We start from the raw sequence: 19,012 nt of genomic DNA on the forward strand, positions 1-19,012 counted from the left end.
GGGAGGGACCAGACGCCATGCCGCAAGGCGACGGGCGAAGCTTGCCTGCGTTTACGCGTCTAGCCGGGGGCGAAATGGCCGAACGCGTCCGCGCGTTCGACTGGTCGCGCACGCCGCTGGGCGCGCGCGAGACATGGTCTCCCAGCCTGAAGCTGGCCGTCGACATGCTGCTGGCGACCAACTTCCCCATGGCCCTGCGCTGGGGCCCCGAGTTCATCCTGGTCTATAACGACGCCTATGCGCCGGCCCTGCGCGAGCGCCATCCCGACGCCCTGGGCCGCGCCTTCACCCAGCATTCCGAGGAATTCCGGGCCACCCTGCTGGGCATCCACCAGGACATCCTGCGCGGCGAAAGCGGCGGCTACGCCCTGGAGCGCATGCCCCTGCAGGTGCAGCGCGAAGGCGGCGAGGCGCGCCTGGCCCACTTCGCCGTCAGCTACAGCCCGGTGCCCGACGACACCGCCCCCACCGGCGTCGGCGGGGTGCTGATCTCGGCCGTCGAGGTCACCGGCGCGGTCGAGACCGAGAAGGCCCTGCGCGACACCCAGGCCCGCTACAACATGGCGCTCGGCGCGGCCGGCGGGGTCGGCGCCTGGGAGTGGGACATCAAGGCCAACAAGGTCTATTGCGACGCCCGCTACGCCATGCTGCACCAGGTGGATCCGGCCTTCGCGTCACTGGGCCTGCCCGCCCAGCGCTTCACCCCCGCCGTCCATGACGAGGACCGCGACCGGGTGGCCGGCGTCGCCCTGGCGGCCATGCAGACCGGCGGCGACTTCTCCGACGAGTTCCGCCTCGTCCAGGCCGACGGCTCGATCCGCTGGGTCGTGGCCAGCGGCCATTGCTATCTCGACGCCGACGGCAAGGCCGACCGCAACGCCGGCGTCGTCTTCGACATCACCGAACGCAAGGCGATGGAAGCCGAGCTGCTGGAGGCCCGCCTCGACCGCGACATCGCCATGGAGGCGGCGGGCATGGGTCGCTGGGACCACAACCCCAGCACCGGCCAACGCTATTGGGACAAGCGCTCGTGCGAGCTGTTCGGCGTGCCCGAGCCCGGCCCGCGCGACTTCGACGACTTTCTGGCCTTGATCCACCCCGACGACGTCGACGGCGTGAAGGCGGCCGTGGCCAACGCCACCAATCCCGCCGGCGACGGGCTGATCAACGCCCAGTACCGCGTCGTGCGGGCGGCGGACGGAGCGCTGCGCTGGATCGAGACCTTCGGCCGGGCCTATTTCGAGCGCGACAGCTGCGTGCGCTTCGTCGGCGTCGGCTGGGACATCACCGACCGCAAGGCCGCAGCCCGCCGGCTGGAATCCCAGGAAGAGACCCTGCGCCTGGCCATCGAGGCCGCCGACGTAGGCACCTGGGACCTCGACATCCGCAACGACGTGCTGACCTGGTCCGACCGCTGCTACGCCATGTTCGGGGTGCCGCTGGGCACGCCGGTGGTGCGCGAAGACTTCTACACCAACCTGCACTCCTCCGACCGCGCCGAGGTCCGCGAGGCCCTGCGCCGCACGCTCGACAGCCGCATCCGCGCCGACTACGACGTCGAGTTCCGGGTCATCGGCCGCCAGGACGGGGTCGAGCGCTGGCTGTCGGCCAAGGGCAAGGCCTTCTTCGACGCCGAGGGCAAGCCGACGCGGATGATCGGCACCACGGTCAACGTCACCGACCGCAAGCGCGCCGAACTGCACCTGCGGCTGCTGGTCAACGAGCTGAACCACCGCGTGAAGAACTCGCTGGCCACCATCCAGGCCATCGCCGGTCAGACCTTCCACGCCGCCCGCTCGCTGCCGGCCGCCCAGGAAGCCTTCACCACCCGCATCATCGCCCTGTCCGAGGCCCACGACGTCCTGACCCGCGAGAACTGGGAAGGCGCCGACCTGATGGACGTCATCGACCGGCTGACCGCCCTGCACGGCGGCGAAGGCCGCTTCGTGCTCGACGGGCCGCCGGTGCGGCTGTCGCCGCGGCCGGCCCTGTCGTTGTCGATGGCCCTGCACGAACTGGCGACCAACGCGGTCAAGTACGGGGCCCTGTCGCGACCCGGCGGCCAGATCGTGCTGTCGTGGAGCGTCGACTACTCGGCCGCCCCGCGCCTCACCCTCAGCTGGATCGAGCACGGCGGCCCGGCCGTCGAGGCGCCTACGCGGCGCGGCTTCGGCTCGCGGCTGATCGAGCGGGGCCTGGCGGCCGAGCTGTCGGGCGAGGCGCGCATCGAGTTCCGCCCCGAAGGCGTGGAATGCACGATCACCGCCCTGCTCGACTGCTGAGGGCCCGCCAGCCCGCCTTCAGCCTCCGCGCGCCGGCGACGCACAGCACCGCCAATCCGGCGGGAACGATGGCCAGCAGCCAGACCAGCACGATCAACGCCAGTTGCAGCAACGACTGGATCACGACCCACGGCTTGGACTCCGGGGAAGCGTCCGCACGCTCGAAGCTGTAGGGATCGGGCATGGGCGGTCGATCTTTCCAGTCGCCGCCCCCGGCTTGCCCCACCATAGGCCGTTCGCGAAAAGGTTGAACCCTCGCGCGGGCAATATCTGTGCAAATTCACGAAAATCCGGAAACTCAGGCCGCCAGGCGCAGTACCTTGGCGATCTGGGCGTCGCTGCGGCGCAGGGCCAGCAACGCCAGCAAGGCGACCGCCAGCGGAGCCAGGCCCCACAGCGGCAGGCCGGCCACCGACAGGCCGACGAAGCCGGCCACCAGGGCCGAGATCGCCACCTCGGCCAGGGTCGCGAACCACGAGGCCCCGCGCCGGCGCTTGAAGTCGGCCCGCTTGCCCGGCTTCTGGTGCCAGACATTGATCAGCCCGCAGGCCCAGGCCGCCAGGCCCGCGCCGACGGCGGTCCAGAAGGCGGTGGCCGGGGCCAGCCAGGCCAGCACCGCCAGCGGCGCGGCCAGCAGCAGGGCGACCGGCAGCAGGGCCGCCGCCAGCTTGGCCCGCCGCAGGGACCGCACGGCGGCCGGCGACACGGCCAGCAGGTCCGGGCTCTCCTCGGCCGACAGGGTGATCCAGGCCAGGCTCCCGGCCACCTGCCCGGCCAGGAACACCACCACGCCCGCACCGCCGGCCAAGGCCGCGCCCCCGCCGTGGGCGGCGTTGCGGCTGAGGATCACGGCGGTCGGCACGAGATAGAGCACCCGCAGCAGCACCTGCGACAGCAGGCCCGCGTCGCGCAGGATCAGCCGCAGCTCCTTGGCCAGGGTGGCGGCGAACACGCCCTTGGCGAAGGCCCGGTCGCGACCGCGCGCGGGCTTGGCGGCGCTGGTCTGGGATCCTTGCGTCGCGGCCGCCGCGTCGGCGAACCGCCGGCCCAGCGACAGCGCCGACAGGGTGAAGGCCCCCGCCCCGATCGCCAGGAGCGCCAGCAGCGGCAGGGGCTCGCCCAGCATCGCCTTCAGCGGCAGCCAGGCGATCGGCGGCAGCTTCAGCCGGCCTTCGGACGTCTCGCGCGCCAGGGTCTGGAACAGGCTCTCGCTGGCGCCCTTGCCCAGGATGGTGCGGATCTGGCTGGTCAGGAAGAAGGCCGCGCCGACCAGGGCCGCCAGCACCTGGGCCACGGTGCGCGTGCGGCGCGGGCCGATCAGCGAGAACAGGGTCATGGCCAGCGACAGGCCCGCCGCCGTCGCCAGCAGGGCCAGGGCCGCCAGCACGCCGAACAGGCCCAGCCACTCGGGATGGCCCAGGAGTATCGCCGGCCCGACCAGCGGCGTCAGGAAGATCAGGAACACCGTCATGACCCCGGCCGCCACGCCCAGGGCGCGGACGAACAGCACCGTCCGCGGCGGGATCGGCGAGGAGAACAGCAGATCCAGGTCGCCGCGCTCGTAGAGCGCCTCGCTGGCCGCCGCCAGGGTCTGCGACAGCATCAGGGTGAAGGCCGTGGCGCAGCAGGCCAGGGCGATCGCCGCCGCCATCGGGACCATCGGCACGTCCAGCTTGCGCAGCACGAAGCCCAGCGACACCCCGCCGCTCAGCATCACCAGCAGCAGGATCGAGCCGCCGATCCAGGCCCCGATGCCGGCGCCGGCCTTCTTGCCGGTCAGGCCGCGCCAGTAGAGCCGGATTTCCTGGGCCAGCAGCCAGGCGACCGAGCCGGAGCGCAGCAGTCTCACGCCGCCGCCCCGTCGGCGGTCAGCTGCAGGAAGACGTCTTCGAGCGTGCCGCCGTCTTTTCCCGCGCCACTTGGGCCCGCCTGCTCACGCAGGGCGTCCAGCGTGCCCTCGGCCAGCAGTCGTCCGCCGGCGATGATGCCGATGCGGTCGGCCATGCGCTCGGCCACTTCGAGGATGTGGGTGGTCAGGATCACCGTGCCGCCGGCGTCGACCCGGGCCTGCAGCATGTCCTTGACCAGCCGCGCGGCGGCGGCGTCGAGACCGGTCAGGGGCTCGTCGAGGATCAGCAGCCGCGGATCGTGGATCAGCGCCCCGGCCAGGGCCACCTTCTGTTTCATGCCGCGCGAGAAGCCCTCGCAGCGTCGCCGCGCCTCGCCCGCCAGGCCCAGGGTCTCCAGCAGCTCCAGCGCCCGGGCCTTGGCGTGCTTGGGCTCGACGTTCCACAGGCCGGCGACGAACTCCAGATATTCCAGCGGGGTCAGCCGGTCGTAGATCATCGCCTCGTCGGGCGCCCAGGCGGTGATGGCCTTGGCCGCCGCCGGATCGGCCCGGGCGTCGATGCCGAAGATCTCGATGCTGCCCTTGTCGGGCTTGGTCAGGCCCGCGACCATCCGCAGGGTCGTGGTCTTGCCCGCGCCATTGGGCCCGAGCAGGGCGTAGAGCTCGCCCGGATGCACCGTCAGGTCCAGCTCACGCACGGCGGGCTTGGCGAAGGTCTTGTCCAGCCCCCGGACGATCAAGGCTTCGGTCACGCTGGCCCCCGTGCAATGCGGCGGGCATGTGATCGCGATTGGGGGATGGGCGCAAGGTTGGGGGCGTGGAGGGCGCTATCGCCATCCCATTCCTAGACGCCCGTCATTCCCGCCCTTGTGGCGGGAACCCCTGGTTCCGCTTCCACGTGAGGCGCAAGCGACGTGCTCAGCACGTCGCCCCATCCGCCCTTGCCGCTGACAGAGGGGTTCCCGCCACAAGGGCGGGAATGACGGGAAATAAAGTGAAGCGCCCTACCCCGCCCGCGTCTCGACCTTCACGCCCGCCGTCAGCATCTTGTGCACGGGGCAGGCTTCGGCGATCTCCATCAGCCGCTGGCGCTGGGCGTCGTCGAGGTCGGCGGGCAGGGTGATGACGCGGTCGAACACGTCGGCGGGAACTTGGCCCGGCAGGCGCCGCCAGGTGGTCTCGACCCGCACCTCGCCCAGGGCCCAGCCCTTGCGCTTGGCGTAGAGCCGCAGCGTCTGGGTGGTGCAGGCCGCCAGGCCCGCCGCGACCAGGTCGTGGGGATTGGGGCCGGTGTCGAGCCCGCCTTCGGACGGCTTGAGGTCGCCGGCGATACGCGAGGGGCCGGCGGTGATCAGGATCTGCACGCCGCCGTGGCCGCTGTCCTCGGCGATGGCGGAAGGGCGGGCGACTTCGGTCATGGCGAATCCTCGCGGGTTGGGAGGCCCAACTTAGGCGTCCCATGCGGCATCGCGCTTGTCGAAATCCGTCCCCCGACGAACCTTCGAAGGATCTTACGCGGCCGCGCCGGCCCCGACCTTGAACAGGTGGGTGGCGCCGCGCCAGACCTCGACCTCGTTGCAGCCGCGGTGCATGTCGAACAACTCGCCGGCGCGCAGGCGCGCGGCGTTGTCGTCGGCGCAGGCCGTGACGTCGAAACGGGGAACCGAGCCGTCGCGCTCGACGCAGAAGAAGGTAAACACCTGCATGGGAACGATCGTCCTCACCAGGCGGGCCGTGTCCATGTTCGATGGGCGGGGCCGCAGCGCCAGCTGACTTCCGCAACCGGCTCTTGGAAACCCAATATAATGAACGCAAAGCGATTCACCATAGGGGTTCGGTTTCTTAACAGGACTCAGTTGGGGATGAATCCGGTCTTGATGGGAATCCTCGCCCGGAACCATGGTTCCAATTTGGCGCGAATGCGCTTTCCCTGGACGTCATCACGCACTAGGTTCGCCACCTTTCGCAAACGGCGACGTTAAGAGACTCATGCCCGCGCACTATCTCGACTTCGAGCGACCCATCGCCGACCTGGAAGCCAAGATCGAAGAGCTTTCCAAGCTTTCCGAGACGGCCGGCCCCGGCGCGTTCGACAACGAGATCGTCGCCCTGCGCGAGCGCGTGCAGGTTCTGCGCAAGGAAGCCTACGCCGGTCTCGACGCCTGGCAGAAGACGATGGTCGCCCGCCACCCGCAGCGGCCGCACCTGCGCGATTATGTCGCGGGCCTGATCGACGAGTTCGTCGAGCTGCGCGGCGACCGCAAGTTCGCCGACGACCAGGCCATCGTCGGCGGCCTGGGCCGCTTCCGGGGCATGCCGGTCGTGGTCATGGGCCACGAGAAGGGCCACGACACCACCACCCGCCTGAAGCACAACTTCGGCATGGCCCGCCCCGAAGGCTACCGCAAGGCCGTGCGCCTGATGGACATGGCCGAGCGCTTCAACCTGCCGGTCCTGACCTTCGTCGACACCGCCGGCGCCTATCCAGGCCTCGGCGCCGAGGAACGCGGCCAGGCCGAGGCCATCGCCCGCTCGACCGAACGCTGCCTGACCCTGGGCACGCCCATGGTCACCACCATCACCGGCGAAGGCGGCTCGGGCGGCGCCATCGCCCTGGCCGGCGCCAACCGCGTGCTGATCCTCGAGCACTCGATCTATTCGGTGATCTCGCCGGAAGGCGCCGCCTCGATCCTGTGGCGCGACGGCGGCCGGGCCAAGGACGCGGCCACCAACATGAAGATCACGGCGCAGGACCTGATCAAGCTGCGCATCGTCGACCGCATCGTCGAGGAACCGGCCGGCGGCGCCCACTCCGATCCGGAAGCCGCCATCAAGGCCGTCGGCGACGCGGTGGAAGACGAGCTGAAGAAGCTGTCGGTCCTCACCCCCGCCGAACTCAAGCGCCAGCGCGCCGATCGCTTCTACGCCATCGGCCGCGAAGGCCTGCAGTAACCGTGAGCGGCGACGGCGATCCGTTCCTCGGAGAAATCGTCGGCCGCAAGCCCAAGGATTCCTCGGTCGCGGACGCCGGCGTCGAAGCCGGCCTCGGCCTCGCCGCCGAGATCGCGCCCCTGCCCTTCCTCGTCGTCAGCGGCGTGATCGCCGGCGCGGGGCTGCTCGGTTTCCTCGCCTGGAAGGCCGTCGAACGCGCGGGCGGCAAGAAGAAGATCGGCTGACGGCTCCTTCTCTTCCGTAGCGCAACAAGTCCTCGGCATGAGGCGTTGCCCAAGCTCCCCCACCTGAGGAGAGCCGCCCGCATGGCCCAAACCTTCGAAGACGCCTTTGAGATCGTGCTGGCCGGGCTGGACGCCCCGCCCAAGCGCGGCACGCCCGAAGACGACCGTTTTCAGGACGCCATAGAGCGGGTGCTGGCCGAGCCCGGCGGTTTTGAGGAAAGCGCCGAGCAGGACGCGGCGATCGACGACGTCGTGCGTGTCGACGAGGACCTGCGCCAGCGCCTGAGTGCGCTGGCGAGCGCTCGCCGCAATCCGTTCGGCGAGCATCCCGACGGCATCGGTCCGACCCTGGGCATGGATCTTTCGGCGCCCAGGCGCGACTGATCGCTCAGGATCGCCCACGAAAAAGCCCGCCCCGGTCTCCCGAGGCGGGCTTCGTCGTTTCAGGTCCCTTCGAACCCGCCGGTCGTCAGACCAGCGAGCCGTGGCACTGCTTGAACTTCTTGCCCGAACCGCAGGGGCACGGACCGTTGCGGTTGGTGCGGTCCCAGCCCTCGGGCAGGGCAGAGACCGGCAGGGCCTCGCGCTGCTGCGGCGACAGGCCCTCAGGCAGAGCGCCGGCCAGGGCCGCGTTCTCGCCGGTCAGCGGGTCCAGGTGCACCGGGATCAGGTTTTCCGGCGTGTGCAGCGGCTCGGGCTCGGCATAGGCGATCTCGACCGTCATCAGCCAGCGGGTGGTGTTGCTGCGCAGGTCGCCAAGCAGCTTCTCGAACAGGCTGAAGGCTTCGGTCTTGTACTCGTTCAGCGGGTCGCGCTGACCGTAGCCGCGCAGGCCGATGACATTGCGCAGGTGGTCCAGGTGCATCAGGTGCTCGCGCCACTGCAGATCGATCATCTGCAGCAGGAAGCTCTTTTCCACCTGGCGCATCTGCTCGGGCGTGATGATCACCTCGCGCTGGGCGGCGTATTCGTCGGCCGCCTTGCCGATGCGCTCGCGGAAGATCTCGTCGTCGACGCCTTCCTCGGCGGCCCAGTCCTTCAGCGGCAGGTCGAGGCCGAGGATGGCCTGGACGCGCTCGTGCAGACCCTCGATGTCCCACTGCTCGGCGTAGGCCTTGGGCGGCACGTGACGGGCCACCAGGTCCTCGACCACGTCGGTGCGCATCTCGGCGATGACTTCCGACAGATCGTTGCTTTCCATGAACTCCTGGCGCTGCTCGAACACGGCCTTGCGCTGATCGTTGACGACGTCGTCGTACTTCAGGAGGTTCTTGCGGATCTCGTAGTTGCGCTGCTCGACGCGGGTCTGGGCCTTGGCGATGGCGGCGTTCAGCCACTTGTGGGTGATCGCCTCGCCGTCCTGGACGCCGAAGGTGCGCATGATCGCGTCCAGGCGCTCGCCGGCGAAGATGCGCAGCAGGTCGTCTTCGCACGACAGGAAGAACTTGCTGCGGCCCGGGTCGCCCTGGCGGCCGGTGCGGCCGCGCAGCTGGTTGTCGATGCGGCGGCTTTCGTGGCGCTCGGTGCCCAGAACGAACAGGCCGCCGGCGGCCAGGGCCGCCTTCTTGGCGTCGGCGATCTCGGCTTCCAGCTCGGCGCGGTGGGCCAGCTCGTCCTCGTGCGAGACGGTGATGCCCAGGCCCCGCTGCTCGATCTTCCACTTGGACAGGCGCAGGTCGATGCTGCCGCCCAGCTGGATGTCGGTGCCGCGGCCGGCCATGTTGGTGGCGATGGTCACCGCGCCCGGCACGCCGGCGTCGGCGACGATGCCGGCTTCCTGCTCGTGGAAGCGGGCGTTCAGCACCTGGTGCGGGATGCCCTTCTGCTTGGCGCCCTTGTTTTCCCACTCGTAGGCGTCGAGCAGCTTGGACAGCTCTTCGGACTTCTCGATCGACACGGTGCCGACCAGGATCGGCTGGCCGCGGCTGTGGCAGTCGGCGATCTGAACCAGGATGGCCCGGTTCTTCTCTTCCTCGGTGCGGTAGACCTCGTCGTCGTCGTCGATGCGCTGGATGACGCGGTTGGTCGGGATTTCGCTGACGCCCATCTTGTAGATGTCGTCGAACTCCTGCGCCTCGGTCGAGGCCGTGCCGGTCATGCCCGACAGCTTGGTGTAGAGGCGGAAGTAGTTCTGGATGGTCACCGAGGCCAGGGTCTGGTTCTCAGGCTGGATGGCGGCGCCTTCCTTGGCCTCAATGGCCTGGTGCAGGCCTTCCGACAGGCGGCGGCCGGTCATCATGCGGCCGGTGAACTCATCGATCAGGACGATCTCGTCGGCCTTGACGATATAGTCCTTGTCGCGCGTGTAGAGCACGTTGGCCCGCAGGGCCTGGTTCACGTGGTGGACGATCGAGATGTTAGCCGCGTCGTAGAGGCCGGCGGTGTCCTCGGCCAGGTGGCCGCCCGAGATCAGGACCTCTTCGATCCGCTCCTGGCCCTCTTCGGTCAGGATGACCTGCTTCTGCTTCTCGTCGTGGTCGTAGTTGGTCTTGTCCTTGATGAGTTCCTTCACCAGGACGTCGATGGTCTTGTAGAGCTCGCTGCGGTCCTCGGTCGGGCCCGAGATGATCAGCGGGGTGCGGGCTTCGTCGATCAGGATCGAGTCGACCTCGTCGACGATCACGTAGTGGTGGCCGCGCTGAACCATCTCGTTGACGTCATAGACGAGGTTGTCGCGCAGGTAGTCGAAGCCGAATTCGTTGTTGGTGCCGTAGGTGATGTCGGACTTGTAGGCGCGCTGGCGGTCGCCTTGGCTCAGGCCATTGACGATGATGCCGTACGACAGGCCCATGAAGTTGTAGAGCTGGCCCATCCACTCGGCGTCGCGGGTGGCCAGGTAATCGTTCACGGTGATGACGTGCACGCCCTTGCCGGCCAGCGCGTTCAGATAGGTCGGCAGGGTGGCGACCAGGGTCTTGCCTTCACCGGTGCGCATTTCCGAGATGCCGCCGAAGTGCAGCACCATGCCGCCGACCAGCTGCACGTCGAAGTGGCGCATGCCCAGCACGCGCTTGGAGGCCTCGCGCACGGCGGCGAAGGCTTCGTCGAGGATGTCGTCGAGGGTCGCGCCCTTTTCCAGGCGGTCCTTGAATTCCTGGGTCTTGGCCTTCAGGGCCTCGTCCGACAGGGCGGCCATCGCCGGCTCGAACGCATTGATCTTGGCCACGCGGCTCTGCAGCGTCTTGACCTTGCGTTCATTGGAGGAACCGAAGAGCTTTTTGGCGAAGCCGAGCATGCAGAAAGGATCCGGAGCGAGAACTAGTGAGGCCGGCGCTAAGGCTTGTGGGCCTTCACTACGGTAATGACGTTGCGCCGGGTTTCGGAAAACCACGGAAAACGGCGCGCGCGCGAGACTTAAGCACCGCCCCTCCCAGTGTCAACGAAGGCCCGGCCCGGCCCGGCGTCGAAAAACGCCGATCCGCGAGGCTTGCCCGCCCCGCACGAATTATGCCCGCAACGCGCGTCGGCGCGACGCCGAAACCGCTGGAAGCGCCTGGAGTTCCATCCGCCTGGCCTGAACCGGACGGCTCGGCGCGAAGTTTAGATCACCAGGCCGCCGAAACGGCTTCCCCTTTGGCCTGACGCGCTCTAGAGCGCTTTTCTTGAGTTCAGCGGAGATCCGCGTCCGATGCACCCCGTCCGCCCCGGTAAACTTCAGGCCCGTTCCTTGATGCTCGCCGCCGCCCTCGGCCTGGCGCTGCTGGTCGCCGCCTGCGGCCGCGGCGGGGTCGACGAGCGCCCGCCCGAGCCCGGCGACACGGCCGTGGCGCGGGTCGACGGCCACGCGGTCTGGGCCTCCGACGTCAAGCGCGAGGCGGTGGCGCAGGGGCTGATCGGCGAAGGCGAGCCGCTCGACGTCTCGTCCGACCTGTTCCGCCGCGTCCTCGACGAGGTGGTGGACCAGAAACTGCTGGCCGCCGAGGCCATCCAGCGCAAGCTCGACAAGGACCCCGTCGCCCAGCGCCGCCTGGCCGCCGCCCGCGAGCGCATCCTCGGCGACATGCTGGTCGAGGGCATGGTCGAGAAGGCCGTGACCGAAGACAACATCCGCGGCCTCTACGCCGAGCAGCAGAAGCTGGCCAAGCAGTCCGAAGAGATCCGCGCCCGCCAGATCCTGGTGCCCAGCCAGGCCGAAGCCGAAAGCGTCAAGAAGCTGCTCGCCACCGGCGCCTCGTTCGACGCCCTGGCCATGGAGCGCTCCAAGGACGAGGCGACCCGCTTCAAGGGCGGCGACCTCGGCTACTTCACCGTCGACGTCATGCCCGAGGCCTATGCCGGCGCCCTGAAGGACGCCAAGGCCGGCGACCTGATCGGTCCGTTCCACTCCGACGGCCAGTGGGTTGTGCTGCGCGTCGAGGACAAGCGCCTGGAAGCCCCGCTCAGCCTGGAAGAGACTCGGCCCCAGATCGTGCGCTTCCTGACCTACGACCAGGTCCGCGACCTGCTGGAGAAGCTGCGCTCGGGCGCCAAGGTGGAGATGCTGGTCGGCAAGGGCCAGGACGTCCCCGGCGCGCCGCAGGAACCGGCCTCTGCTCCGGCCGGCGCCGCCGCCCCCGTTTCCGACCTCGACAGCGCGCCGCCCGCCTCGGCGCCCGCCCAGACCCCGGCAAAGAAATGACCCGCAAGCCTTCCAAGACCTCCACGACCGCTGACAAGGCCGCCGCGAAGACGGCCGAAAAGACGCCCGCGACCACGACTCCGGCCGAGATCGTCGGCCAGGTCGGCGCCAGCGTCGGTCACGCCCTGGACCGCGCGCTGGATCCGCTAGCCTCGGCCCTGAAGCGCGCCGGCCTGCGCCGCGCCCAGAAGTCGGCCGGCGAGGTTCCCCCCGCCCAGGCCGCCGCCGCCGCCGCGCCGCCCGTGGCGCCGGGCAAGCCGGGCCTGGCCGTCTCGCCGCTGGTCGTGCCGTTCCCGACCATCCCGCCGATCGCCGGCGTCGAGATCGCCACCGGCCGCGCCGGCTTCTACAAGCACGAGCGTCCCGACCTGCTGCTGATGCGCTTCGCCGAGGGCACCTCGGGCGCCGGCGTCTTCACGCGCCACGGCGTCGGCTCGGCCCCGGTCGACTGGTGCAAGCGGCAGTTGGCCGCGACCGGCGGCGCCGACGTGCGCGCCCTGGTGGTCAACGCCGGCTGCGCCAACAGCTTCACCGGCAAGCCCGGCGCCGACGCCGTGCGCCGCGTGGCCACGGCCGTGGGCAAGCGCTTCGACTGCCGCCAGCGCGACGTGATGATGGCCTCGACCGGCGTCATCGGCGTGATCCTCGACGACAGCAAGATCACCTCCAACCTGCGCGAGGTGGAGACCCGCCTGACGCCGGACGGCTGGGCCGCCGCCGCCTCGGCGATCATGACCACCGACACCTTCCCGAAGGGCGCCTACGCGACCGCCGTGATCGACGGCCACGAGGTCAAGATCGCCGGCATCGCCAAGGGCTCGGGCATGATCGCGCCGGACATGGCCACCATGCTGGCCTTCGTCGCCACCGACGCGGCCATCGCCCCGGCCGCCCTGCAGACCCTGGTGTCGCTCTACACCCGCACCACCTTCAACTGCGTGACGGTGGACGGCGACCGCTCGACCAACGACACCCTGCTGCTGTTCGCCACCGGTCAGTCGGGCGCGCCCAAGATCAGCCGCCCCGGCGACAAGCGCCTGGCCGACTTCCGCGAAAAGCTGGAAGGCGTGCTGCTGGACCTGGCCCTGCAACTGGTCCGCGACGGCGAGGGCGCCACCAAGTTCGTCAAGATCACCGTCAACGGCGCCGAAAGCCCGCTGTCGGCCCGCAAGATCGCCCGCACCATCGCCGAGAGCCCGCTGGTCAAGACCGCCTTCGCCGGCGAGGACGCCAACTGGGGCCGCATCGTCATGGCCGTCGGCCGCGCCGACGAGCCGGTCAACCGCGAGAAGATCAGCGTCAAGTTCGGCGACCTCTTCGCCGCCCGCGACGGCCTGGTCTCGGCCGAATACGACGAGGCGGCCATGAGCGCCTACATGAAGCACCAGGAGCTCGAGGTCACCGTCGAGGTCGGCGTCGGCAAGGGCAGCGCCACCGTCTGGACCTGCGACCTGACCAAGCAGTACGTGGCGATCAACGGGGATTATCGGTCGTAGGGGAGCCCAGAGCCTCTTCCCATCTCGCGTCGCTCCTCTCAGCTCCCGTCATTCCCGCCCTTGTGGCGGGCCCCCTCTGTCAGCCGCAAGGGCGGATGGAGCGGATCGCCGGCGATCCGCCTCGCCTGCTCGTGCGAGCGGACCCAGGGCTTCCCGCCACAAGGGCGGGAATGACGGGAGATTAGGGGCGTGAGCCTGTCTAGATCGGTCACGGGCCGCGCCGCCGTCGCGCCCAGGGCAGCACACGGCGGCGCCCCGCGCCTGCCCACCCTATATGCGGCAGGATCGACGCCCCCGACCGATCTTCGCAGCAGAGAAGCCAGCCATGAAAATCCTGATCGTCCTCACCTCGCACGACACCCTTGGCGACACCGGCAAGAAGACCGGGTTCTGGCTCGAGGAACTGGCCGCGCCCTACTACGTGTTCAAGGACGCCGGCGCCGAGCTGGTCCTGGCCTCGCCCAAGGGCGGTCAGCCGCCGCTCGATCCCAAGAGCGACCTGCCGGACTTCCAGACCGACATGACCCGCCGCTTCCAGGCCGACGAGGCCGCGCTGCAAGCCCTCGCCAACACCGTTCCGCTGGACGCCGTCGACGCCGCCGATTTCGACGCGGTCTTCTATCCCGGCGGCCACGGACCGCTGTGGGATCTGGCGGAATCGCCCGTCTCGGTCGCCCTGATCGAGGCCTTCGACCGCGCCGGCAAGCCGCAGGCCCTCGTCTGCCACGCGCCGGGCGCCCTGCGCCACGTCAAGGCCGCCGACGGCCGCCCGCTCGTGGCCGACCGCAAGGTCACCGGCTTCACCAATGGCGAGGAGGACGCCGTCGAGCTGACCGACATCGTGCCGTTCCTGGTCGAGGACATGCTGAAGGAGAGCGGCGGCCTCTACGAGAAGGGCCCAGACTGGTCGCCCTACGTCGTCGAGGACGGCGAGCTGATCACCGGGCAGAGCCCCGCCAGCAGCGACGCCGTCGCCCACGCCCTCGTCAAGCGCCTGGCGGCCAAGGCCTGAGCTTGTCTCCAACCGTAAAACCCCCGCGAAAGCGGGGGCCCAGGCCTTTTCTGAAGCCCTGGATGCTCAACGATAAAACACCTGGGTCCCCGCTTTCGCGGGGATTTTACGGAATAGGAGCTGTCACCCCTGTTCGCTGCGCGCCCGCACCTGCGCCAGCGTGTGGTCCACCAGCAGCACGCCGTCCTCCCACACCGTGACCATGGCGTCGGTCCAGCCGGTCTCCACCGCTTCGCCGTCGCTGACGGCCACCGTCCGGTACTCGCCCGCGTCGTTCCGTTGGAGCATCAGCCGGCCGGCCTTGGAGCGCTTGCCCGGGTCGGTGACGGGGTTCTTGCTAACGTCGATCCAGGCGCCGTCGACCTTGGCTGCCGAGCACTTCAAAGCAAAGCGCTGGGTGTCGCGGTCGAGCTGCTGCAGCAAGCCGCCGCCCATGCCGAAGGCCAGGTTCTCGGCGCTGAAGCCGTCGGCGATCACCCGCTCCAGGATGGCGGCGATGCTGACCGGATTGACCCCGTCGCCCTGGATCACCCGCACGTGGTTCAGCACCTTGTAGCCCTTGGCGTTGACCGTGCAGCCGAAGGCTTCGTCGAGGCGCTTCAAGGTCTCGGCGACGATGGTGACGGGATCGCCGGAGTCGGGCCGCACCACCAGGGTCGCGCCGCTGGCGATGACCTCGTCGCGCAGCTCCTGGCCCCAGATGCGGCTGACGGCGTCGAACAGATCGTAGCTGTCGGACACCACCGAGAACAGGGCGCCGGGCCTGCCGAAGCTTTTCAGCATGTTGCGGTAGGCGTCGGCCTCGTGGTCGCGGCCCCAGCTGGTGATCGTGCTGTGTTCGGCGGCCGGGATGGAGAAGGCGGCCATCGGCTCATTGTACCAGGCCCGCCCGGCCTGCACCGCCGCCAGGGTGTCGCTGCCCAGGAAGTTGACGAGGTGGGCCAACCCGCCGATCGCCGCGCTCTCCCGGCTGGAGACGCCCCGCGCCCCGAAGTCGTGCAGCTTGAACGGCAGCTGGCCTTCGGGATCGTCGCTGGTCTTCTCCAGCGCCGCGCGGATCGTCCGCTTGACGCCCCAGCTGGTGGTGGCGACGGTCACCGGATACCAGACCCGCAGCAGCAGGGTCTCCAGGTAGGACGGCAGCCAGAAACACTCCGGGTCGGTGCTCTCGATGGTCATCAGCGCCTGGTGCGTGGGGATCACGCTGCCCTCCGGCACGGCGCGGATGCGCACCGGCAGGCGGCCGCCGTGCACATCGACGATCCGCCGCCAGCCGGCCTCGTTGAACGGTTCGCCATGCGCCGCGAGAAGCTCGGCGGCCTCGTCGACCATGGCGTGGGTGACGGGCCCGGCCAGCGCCGTCTTCAGGATCGCCTGCAGGCCGAAGAAGACCGTGCGGTCGTAGCGCCCGCCCCGGCTCTCCACATAGGAGAAGGCGCCCGTCGTGCCGGGCGGATATTGCAGCCAGTGGCTGGCCTTGTAGCTGTCGGTGTCGAGGATCAGGTTGTCGAACATCGCGGAAGCTCCTTCGCGCGGGGTGTGACCGTCTCGTCTCTCAAGGCGGGTGGGGTTTGAAACCTCGTCAGGCGGCGCCGACGAAGTGTTCGAGGATGTGGAAGTGATCCTCGAAGAACTGCTCCTCCATCAGCAGCGCCTCGCTGACGGGAACCCAGCGCGCCTGCTCGGCGTCGTCGGAGCCCTTCACGCGCGGCAGCGGACCGGCGGGGAAGTCGAAGTGGAAGGCGTGGGTGATCGTCCGCCCGCGCAGCGAGCGGTCGGGGTGGTCGAACACCCGGGCGGCCTTGATCGAGCCGCGCAGCACGGCCGGCGGGATCTTCACCTTCGTCTCCTCGTGCAGTTCGCGGATCGCGGCGGCCTGCACGGTCTCGCCCTGGTTCACGAAGCCGCCCGGCAGGGCCCACAGCCCCCGCCCCGGCTCGGCCCGACGGCGCACCAGCAGCACGTGGCCGGAATGGACGACCACCGCATCGGCGGTGACGAAGGTCGGCGGATAGGGCGCGGCGGCCCAGGCTTGGCGATAGGTCTTGATGAAGGCGTGCTCGCGGGCCAGCTGGCCATAGGCGGGCGAGCCGTCGCGGAAGGCGGCCAGCATCTCGAACACCGGCGACGGCACGTTGGCCTCGACCAGGCGCAGGCCGCCCGCCTCGCCGGCGAACAGCCAGTCGCGCAGCTCGGTGGCCGACAGCACGTCGGCGTGCTGAACGTCGACCAGCTCCCACTGCGGAAAGGCGGCCAGGTAGGTCGCGGTGGCGTCGTCCTTGTTGCGGCCGATCAGGCCGACCTTGGCGTCTTCACCCGCGCCGTCCCGCGCCAGGGCCTCGGTCACCAGGCGCTGCACGTCGCCGACCCACAGGGTGTCGCCATAGAGGTGGTCGCGCAGCGGCGCGACGATCAGCCGGGCCGCGTCGTCGCCGGCCGCGGCGCGGATCATCACGGCCCGCTCGGCGGCGTTGAAGGGGTTGCGGATGGTGCGCGGCTGGCCGGCGCTGCCGGTGAGCACGATCACCTTCTCCGCCAGCCGCAGCGCATGTTTCAGCACGCTGGCGTGGCCGTTGTGGAACGGCTGGAAGCGTCCGATCAGGACCAGATAGTCGAAGCGCATGAGACTCCCTCACGCTGATGTCCGCCGCCGGTCTATCCGGCGACATGGGTTATGCTAACTCTGAGCAAAAGGTGCTGTCAACCCCTGCGCGTGCAGACGACGTGCAGAGTTGAGGGATTGTCGGCGCCATCGCCTCTCGGCGCTGGACCAGCGATCGCCCGGGCGTCAACGATCCCTCGCCTCCTGGCCGACGAGATCCAGCTCCATGTCCGACCGCAGCGCCTATCTCACGCTCCAGAGCATCGCCGCGGTCCTGACGGCGCCGCCGGCCGCACTGCTTCTCGCGATCGGCCTAACGCCCCCGGATCCAGGCGACTATGACGGCAGCTTCATGCCCGGCCTGGCGCGCTCCCTCTTCGGATTCTTCGCATTCCCGACAGCGGCCTTCCTGCTCAACCTCTTCACGCGACGCGACAGCCGCAGCGGCCTGCGGCTCGCCGCCGACATCGCCGGCTGGGGCGCGGGCCTGACCGGCGCCCTGGCCCTTCTGGCGGGCGGCTGGCTGGCGTGGATTTCGGCATCGTACGGCGACACGGTGGGCGACCACGTCCTCAGCTGGGCCTTCTTCATCGCCTACTTCGGCGGGATCATCCTCTGCGCCATCCATGGCGTGCGCGAGCGTCCGATCTCCAGGACGACCGAACGCAAGGCGCAGCGCCAACCTCCCCTCAGCCTGTCGGCGCCTCAGAACCCGTAGAGCGCCGCGTATTCCGCGTCCTTGGCCGCGATCTGCTTGGCGCAGTCGACCATCACCTTGGCCTGTTTCCAGGTGGCGTCGTCCTGCATCTTGCCGTCGATCATCGCCACGCCCGAGCCGTCGGGCATTGCTTCCAGAATCCGCTTGGCGAAGGCCACCTCGGCGGGGTCGGGGCTGAAGACCGACTTGGCGATGGCGATCTGGCTGGGGTGCAGGCTCCAGGCCCCGGCGCAGCCCATCAGGAAGGCGTTGCGGAACTGCTGCTCGCAGGCGACGGGATCGTCGATCGCCCCGAACGGACCGTAGAACGGCTTGATGCCGTGGGCCGCGCAGGCGTCGACCATCTTGGCGAAGGTGTAGTGCCAGAGGTCCTGCTGCACGCTGGCGCGGGCAGAACCATCCGTATGCGGATCTTCGACGACGCGGTAGCCCGGATGGCCGCCGCCGACCCGCGTGGTCTTCATCGCCCGGCTGGCCGCCAGGTCTGCCGGACCCAGGCTGATGCCCTGCATGCGCGGGCTGGCGCCGGCGATCTGCTCGACGTTCATCACCCCTTCGGCCGTCTCGAGGATGGCGTGCAGCAGGATCGGCCGGGTCACCCCGTGCTTGGCCTCCAGCGAGGCCAAGAGCTGGTCGATGTAGAAGATGTCCCACGGCCCCTCGACCTTGGGGACCATGATGACGTCGATCCTGTCGCCGGCCTTCTCGACCAGGGTCGCTACCTCGTCCAAGTGCCACGGCGAGTTCAGGCAGTTGATCCGCACCCACAGCCCCACGCCCAGGGCCTTGAAGTCGACCTCGCGCGACAGGGCGATCGTGCCGGCCAGGGCCGCGCCCTTGGCGTCGGCGGGAATGGCGTCCTCCAGGTTGGCCAGGATCACGTCGACCGTGGGGGCGATCTCGCCGACCTTGGCCCGCACCTTCTCCAGGTGCGGCGGCACGAAGTGGATCATCCGCTCGACGCGGGCGGGCAGCTCACGCCACGGCGCCGGCGCGCCGATGGCCAGGGGTTTGAAGAAGCCTCGGGCGGTCTTCATGCGCGTCTTCCCTGTGTTCTTATTTCGCAGTTGCGAGAAGACTGCGGCGCGGGCGCGAGGGGGTCAAGGGCGACGCGGGGGAAGACTATCTCCTAAATTCCCGTCATTCCCGCCCTTGTGGCGGGAACCCCTCTGTCAGCCGCAAGGGCTAAAGGGGCGGACTGCTCAGCAGTCCGCTGGCGCTTCACGTGCGGGCGGAACCAGGGGTTCCCGCCACAAGGG

At 69.5% G+C, this 19,012-nt stretch carries 17 protein-coding genes; 8 read left to right on the top strand and 9 right to left on the bottom strand.

All coding sequences use genetic code 11. The features are described from left to right. Positions 1–74: 74 nt before the first annotated feature. Positions 75–2,282, top strand: a complete 2,208-nt coding sequence (locus AC07N1_RS11565; protein ID WP_494671952.1) for a PAS domain-containing protein — start codon at positions 75–77, stop codon at positions 2,280–2,282. Here the strand turns inward: AC07N1_RS11565 and AC07N1_RS11570 are convergent. The 5 genes from AC07N1_RS11570 to AC07N1_RS11590 form a co-directional block, all read right to left on the bottom strand. Next, entirely contained in the window at positions 2,260–2,466 is a 207-nt protein-coding gene (locus tag AC07N1_RS11570; RefSeq protein ID WP_494671953.1) for a hypothetical protein, read from the bottom strand. The genes AC07N1_RS11565 and AC07N1_RS11570 overlap by 23 nt on opposite strands. A 114-nt stretch (positions 2,467–2,580) precedes the next feature. Beyond that, positions 2,581–4,131, bottom strand: a complete 1,551-nt coding sequence (locus AC07N1_RS11575; protein WP_494671954.1) for a putative ABC transporter permease subunit — start codon at positions 4,129–4,131, stop codon at positions 2,581–2,583. Beyond that, positions 4,128–4,916 carry an ABC transporter ATP-binding protein gene (locus AC07N1_RS11580; protein ID WP_494672019.1) on the bottom strand — a complete coding sequence of 263 codons (789 nt, stop codon included), beginning with the start codon at positions 4,914–4,916 and terminating at the stop codon, positions 4,128–4,130. Before AC07N1_RS11580 ends, AC07N1_RS11575 begins: the two co-directional genes overlap by 4 nt. A gap of 219 nt (positions 4,917–5,135) precedes the next feature. Further along, positions 5,136–5,549 carry an OsmC family protein gene (locus tag AC07N1_RS11585; RefSeq protein WP_494671955.1) on the bottom strand — a complete coding sequence of 138 codons (414 nt, stop codon included), beginning with the start codon at positions 5,547–5,549 and terminating at the stop codon, positions 5,136–5,138. Between the two features lie 93 nt (positions 5,550–5,642). After that, positions 5,643–5,837 carry a hypothetical protein gene (locus tag AC07N1_RS11590; protein ID WP_110121916.1) on the bottom strand — a complete coding sequence of 65 codons (195 nt, stop codon included), beginning with the start codon at positions 5,835–5,837 and terminating at the stop codon, positions 5,643–5,645. Positions 5,838–6,120: 283 nt separating this feature from the next. On the opposite strand from AC07N1_RS11590, the gene AC07N1_RS11595 reads away from it, so the two are divergent. The 3 genes from AC07N1_RS11595 (at position 6,121) to AC07N1_RS11605 (ending at position 7,691) form a co-directional block, all read left to right on the top strand. Further along, positions 6,121–7,083, top strand: coding sequence for an acetyl-CoA carboxylase carboxyltransferase subunit alpha (locus AC07N1_RS11595; RefSeq protein ID WP_487288064.1), 963 nt, complete (start codon positions 6,121–6,123; stop codon positions 7,081–7,083). A 2-nt stretch (positions 7,084–7,085) separates the two neighbouring features. Next, positions 7,086–7,307 (top strand): hypothetical protein, encoded by a 222-nt coding sequence (locus AC07N1_RS11600; protein WP_494671956.1) that lies wholly within the window; start codon positions 7,086–7,088, stop codon positions 7,305–7,307. A gap of 81 nt (positions 7,308–7,388) precedes the next feature. After that, positions 7,389–7,691: a hypothetical protein gene (locus AC07N1_RS11605; RefSeq protein WP_494671957.1), complete on the top strand. Its 303-nt coding sequence runs from the start codon at positions 7,389–7,391 to the stop codon at positions 7,689–7,691. Between the two features lie 85 nt (positions 7,692–7,776). On the opposite strand, the gene secA is transcribed toward AC07N1_RS11605, so the two are convergent. Further along, on the bottom strand, positions 7,777–10,542 hold the full coding sequence (gene secA, locus AC07N1_RS11610; protein WP_494671958.1) for a preprotein translocase subunit SecA: 2,766 nt from the start codon (positions 10,540–10,542) through the stop codon (positions 7,777–7,779). A 435-nt stretch (positions 10,543–10,977) separates the two neighbouring features. Here secA and AC07N1_RS11615 point away from each other — a divergent pair, with 435 nt between their 5' ends. The 3 genes from AC07N1_RS11615 to AC07N1_RS11625 all read left to right on the top strand — a co-directional run bounded on the left by AC07N1_RS11615 (position 10,978) and on the right by AC07N1_RS11625 (position 14,433). After that, positions 10,978–11,925, top strand: a complete 948-nt coding sequence (locus tag AC07N1_RS11615; RefSeq protein ID WP_494671959.1) for a peptidylprolyl isomerase — start codon at positions 10,978–10,980, stop codon at positions 11,923–11,925. Beyond that, the gene (gene argJ / locus AC07N1_RS11620) at positions 11,922–13,421 is read left to right on the top strand and encodes a bifunctional glutamate N-acetyltransferase/amino-acid acetyltransferase ArgJ (protein ID WP_494671960.1); all 1,500 of its coding nucleotides are present in this window, start codon (positions 11,922–11,924) and stop codon (positions 13,419–13,421) included. The genes AC07N1_RS11615 and argJ overlap by 4 nt, the downstream gene beginning before the upstream one ends. 325 nt (positions 13,422–13,746) lie before the next feature. Beyond that, positions 13,747–14,433: a type 1 glutamine amidotransferase domain-containing protein gene (locus tag AC07N1_RS11625; protein ID WP_494671961.1), complete on the top strand. Its 687-nt coding sequence runs from the start codon at positions 13,747–13,749 to the stop codon at positions 14,431–14,433. Between the two features lie 123 nt (positions 14,434–14,556). Here the strand turns inward: AC07N1_RS11625 and AC07N1_RS11630 are convergent, their stop codons facing one another. Both AC07N1_RS11630 and AC07N1_RS11635 read right to left on the bottom strand, forming a co-directional pair. Continuing rightward, positions 14,557–15,948: a nicotinate phosphoribosyltransferase gene (locus tag AC07N1_RS11630; RefSeq protein WP_494671962.1), complete on the bottom strand. Its 1,392-nt coding sequence runs from the start codon at positions 15,946–15,948 to the stop codon at positions 14,557–14,559. A gap of 67 nt (positions 15,949–16,015) precedes the next feature. Then, positions 16,016–17,056 carry a bifunctional nicotinamide-nucleotide adenylyltransferase/Nudix hydroxylase gene (locus AC07N1_RS11635; protein ID WP_494671963.1) on the bottom strand — a complete coding sequence of 347 codons (1,041 nt, stop codon included), beginning with the start codon at positions 17,054–17,056 and terminating at the stop codon, positions 16,016–16,018. A gap of 205 nt (positions 17,057–17,261) precedes the next feature. Here AC07N1_RS11635 and AC07N1_RS11640 point away from each other — a divergent pair, with 205 nt between their 5' ends. Next, positions 17,262–17,753, top strand: coding sequence for a hypothetical protein (locus AC07N1_RS11640; RefSeq protein WP_494671964.1), 492 nt, complete (start codon positions 17,262–17,264; stop codon positions 17,751–17,753). On the opposite strand, the gene AC07N1_RS11645 is transcribed toward AC07N1_RS11640, so the two are convergent. Further along, positions 17,741–18,790 (bottom strand): HpcH/HpaI aldolase/citrate lyase family protein, encoded by a 1,050-nt coding sequence (locus AC07N1_RS11645; RefSeq protein ID WP_494671965.1) that lies wholly within the window; start codon positions 18,788–18,790, stop codon positions 17,741–17,743. The two genes, AC07N1_RS11640 and AC07N1_RS11645, sit on opposite strands and share 13 nt — an antisense overlap. Positions 18,791–19,012: the final 222 nt, after the last annotated feature.

Source organism: Caulobacter sp. GW821-FHT09B11, from assembly GCF_059418205.1.

Excerpts from the sequence above, each read along its gene's own strand:
- AC07N1_RS11595 (WP_487288064.1), top strand. The coding sequence starts at position 6,121 with ATGCCCGCGCACTATCTCGACTTCGAGCGACCCATCGCCGACCTGGAA.
- argJ (WP_494671960.1), top strand. The coding sequence starts at position 11,922 with ATGACCCGCAAGCCTTCCAAGACCTCCACGACCGCTGACAAGGCCGCC.
- AC07N1_RS11645 (WP_494671965.1), bottom strand. The coding sequence starts at position 18,790 with ATGAAGACCGCCCGAGGCTTCTTCAAACCCCTGGCCATCGGCGCGCCG.
- secA (WP_494671958.1), bottom strand. The coding sequence starts at position 10,542 with ATGCTCGGCTTCGCCAAAAAGCTCTTCGGTTCCTCCAATGAACGCAAG.
- AC07N1_RS11615 (WP_494671959.1), top strand. The coding sequence starts at position 10,978 with ATGCTCGCCGCCGCCCTCGGCCTGGCGCTGCTGGTCGCCGCCTGCGGC.
- AC07N1_RS11630 (WP_494671962.1), bottom strand. The coding sequence starts at position 15,948 with ATGTTCGACAACCTGATCCTCGACACCGACAGCTACAAGGCCAGCCAC.
- AC07N1_RS11625 (WP_494671961.1), top strand. The coding sequence starts at position 13,747 with ATGAAAATCCTGATCGTCCTCACCTCGCACGACACCCTTGGCGACACC.
- AC07N1_RS11585 (WP_494671955.1), bottom strand. The coding sequence starts at position 5,549 with ATGACCGAAGTCGCCCGCCCTTCCGCCATCGCCGAGGACAGCGGCCAC.
- AC07N1_RS11605 (WP_494671957.1), top strand. The coding sequence starts at position 7,389 with ATGGCCCAAACCTTCGAAGACGCCTTTGAGATCGTGCTGGCCGGGCTG.
- AC07N1_RS11565 (WP_494671952.1), top strand. The coding sequence starts at position 75 with ATGGCCGAACGCGTCCGCGCGTTCGACTGGTCGCGCACGCCGCTGGGC.
- AC07N1_RS11570 (WP_494671953.1), bottom strand. The coding sequence starts at position 2,466 with ATGCCCGATCCCTACAGCTTCGAGCGTGCGGACGCTTCCCCGGAGTCC.
- AC07N1_RS11590 (WP_110121916.1), bottom strand. The coding sequence starts at position 5,837 with ATGCAGGTGTTTACCTTCTTCTGCGTCGAGCGCGACGGCTCGGTTCCC.
- AC07N1_RS11635 (WP_494671963.1), bottom strand. The coding sequence starts at position 17,056 with ATGCGCTTCGACTATCTGGTCCTGATCGGACGCTTCCAGCCGTTCCAC.
- AC07N1_RS11640 (WP_494671964.1), top strand. The coding sequence starts at position 17,262 with ATGTCCGACCGCAGCGCCTATCTCACGCTCCAGAGCATCGCCGCGGTC.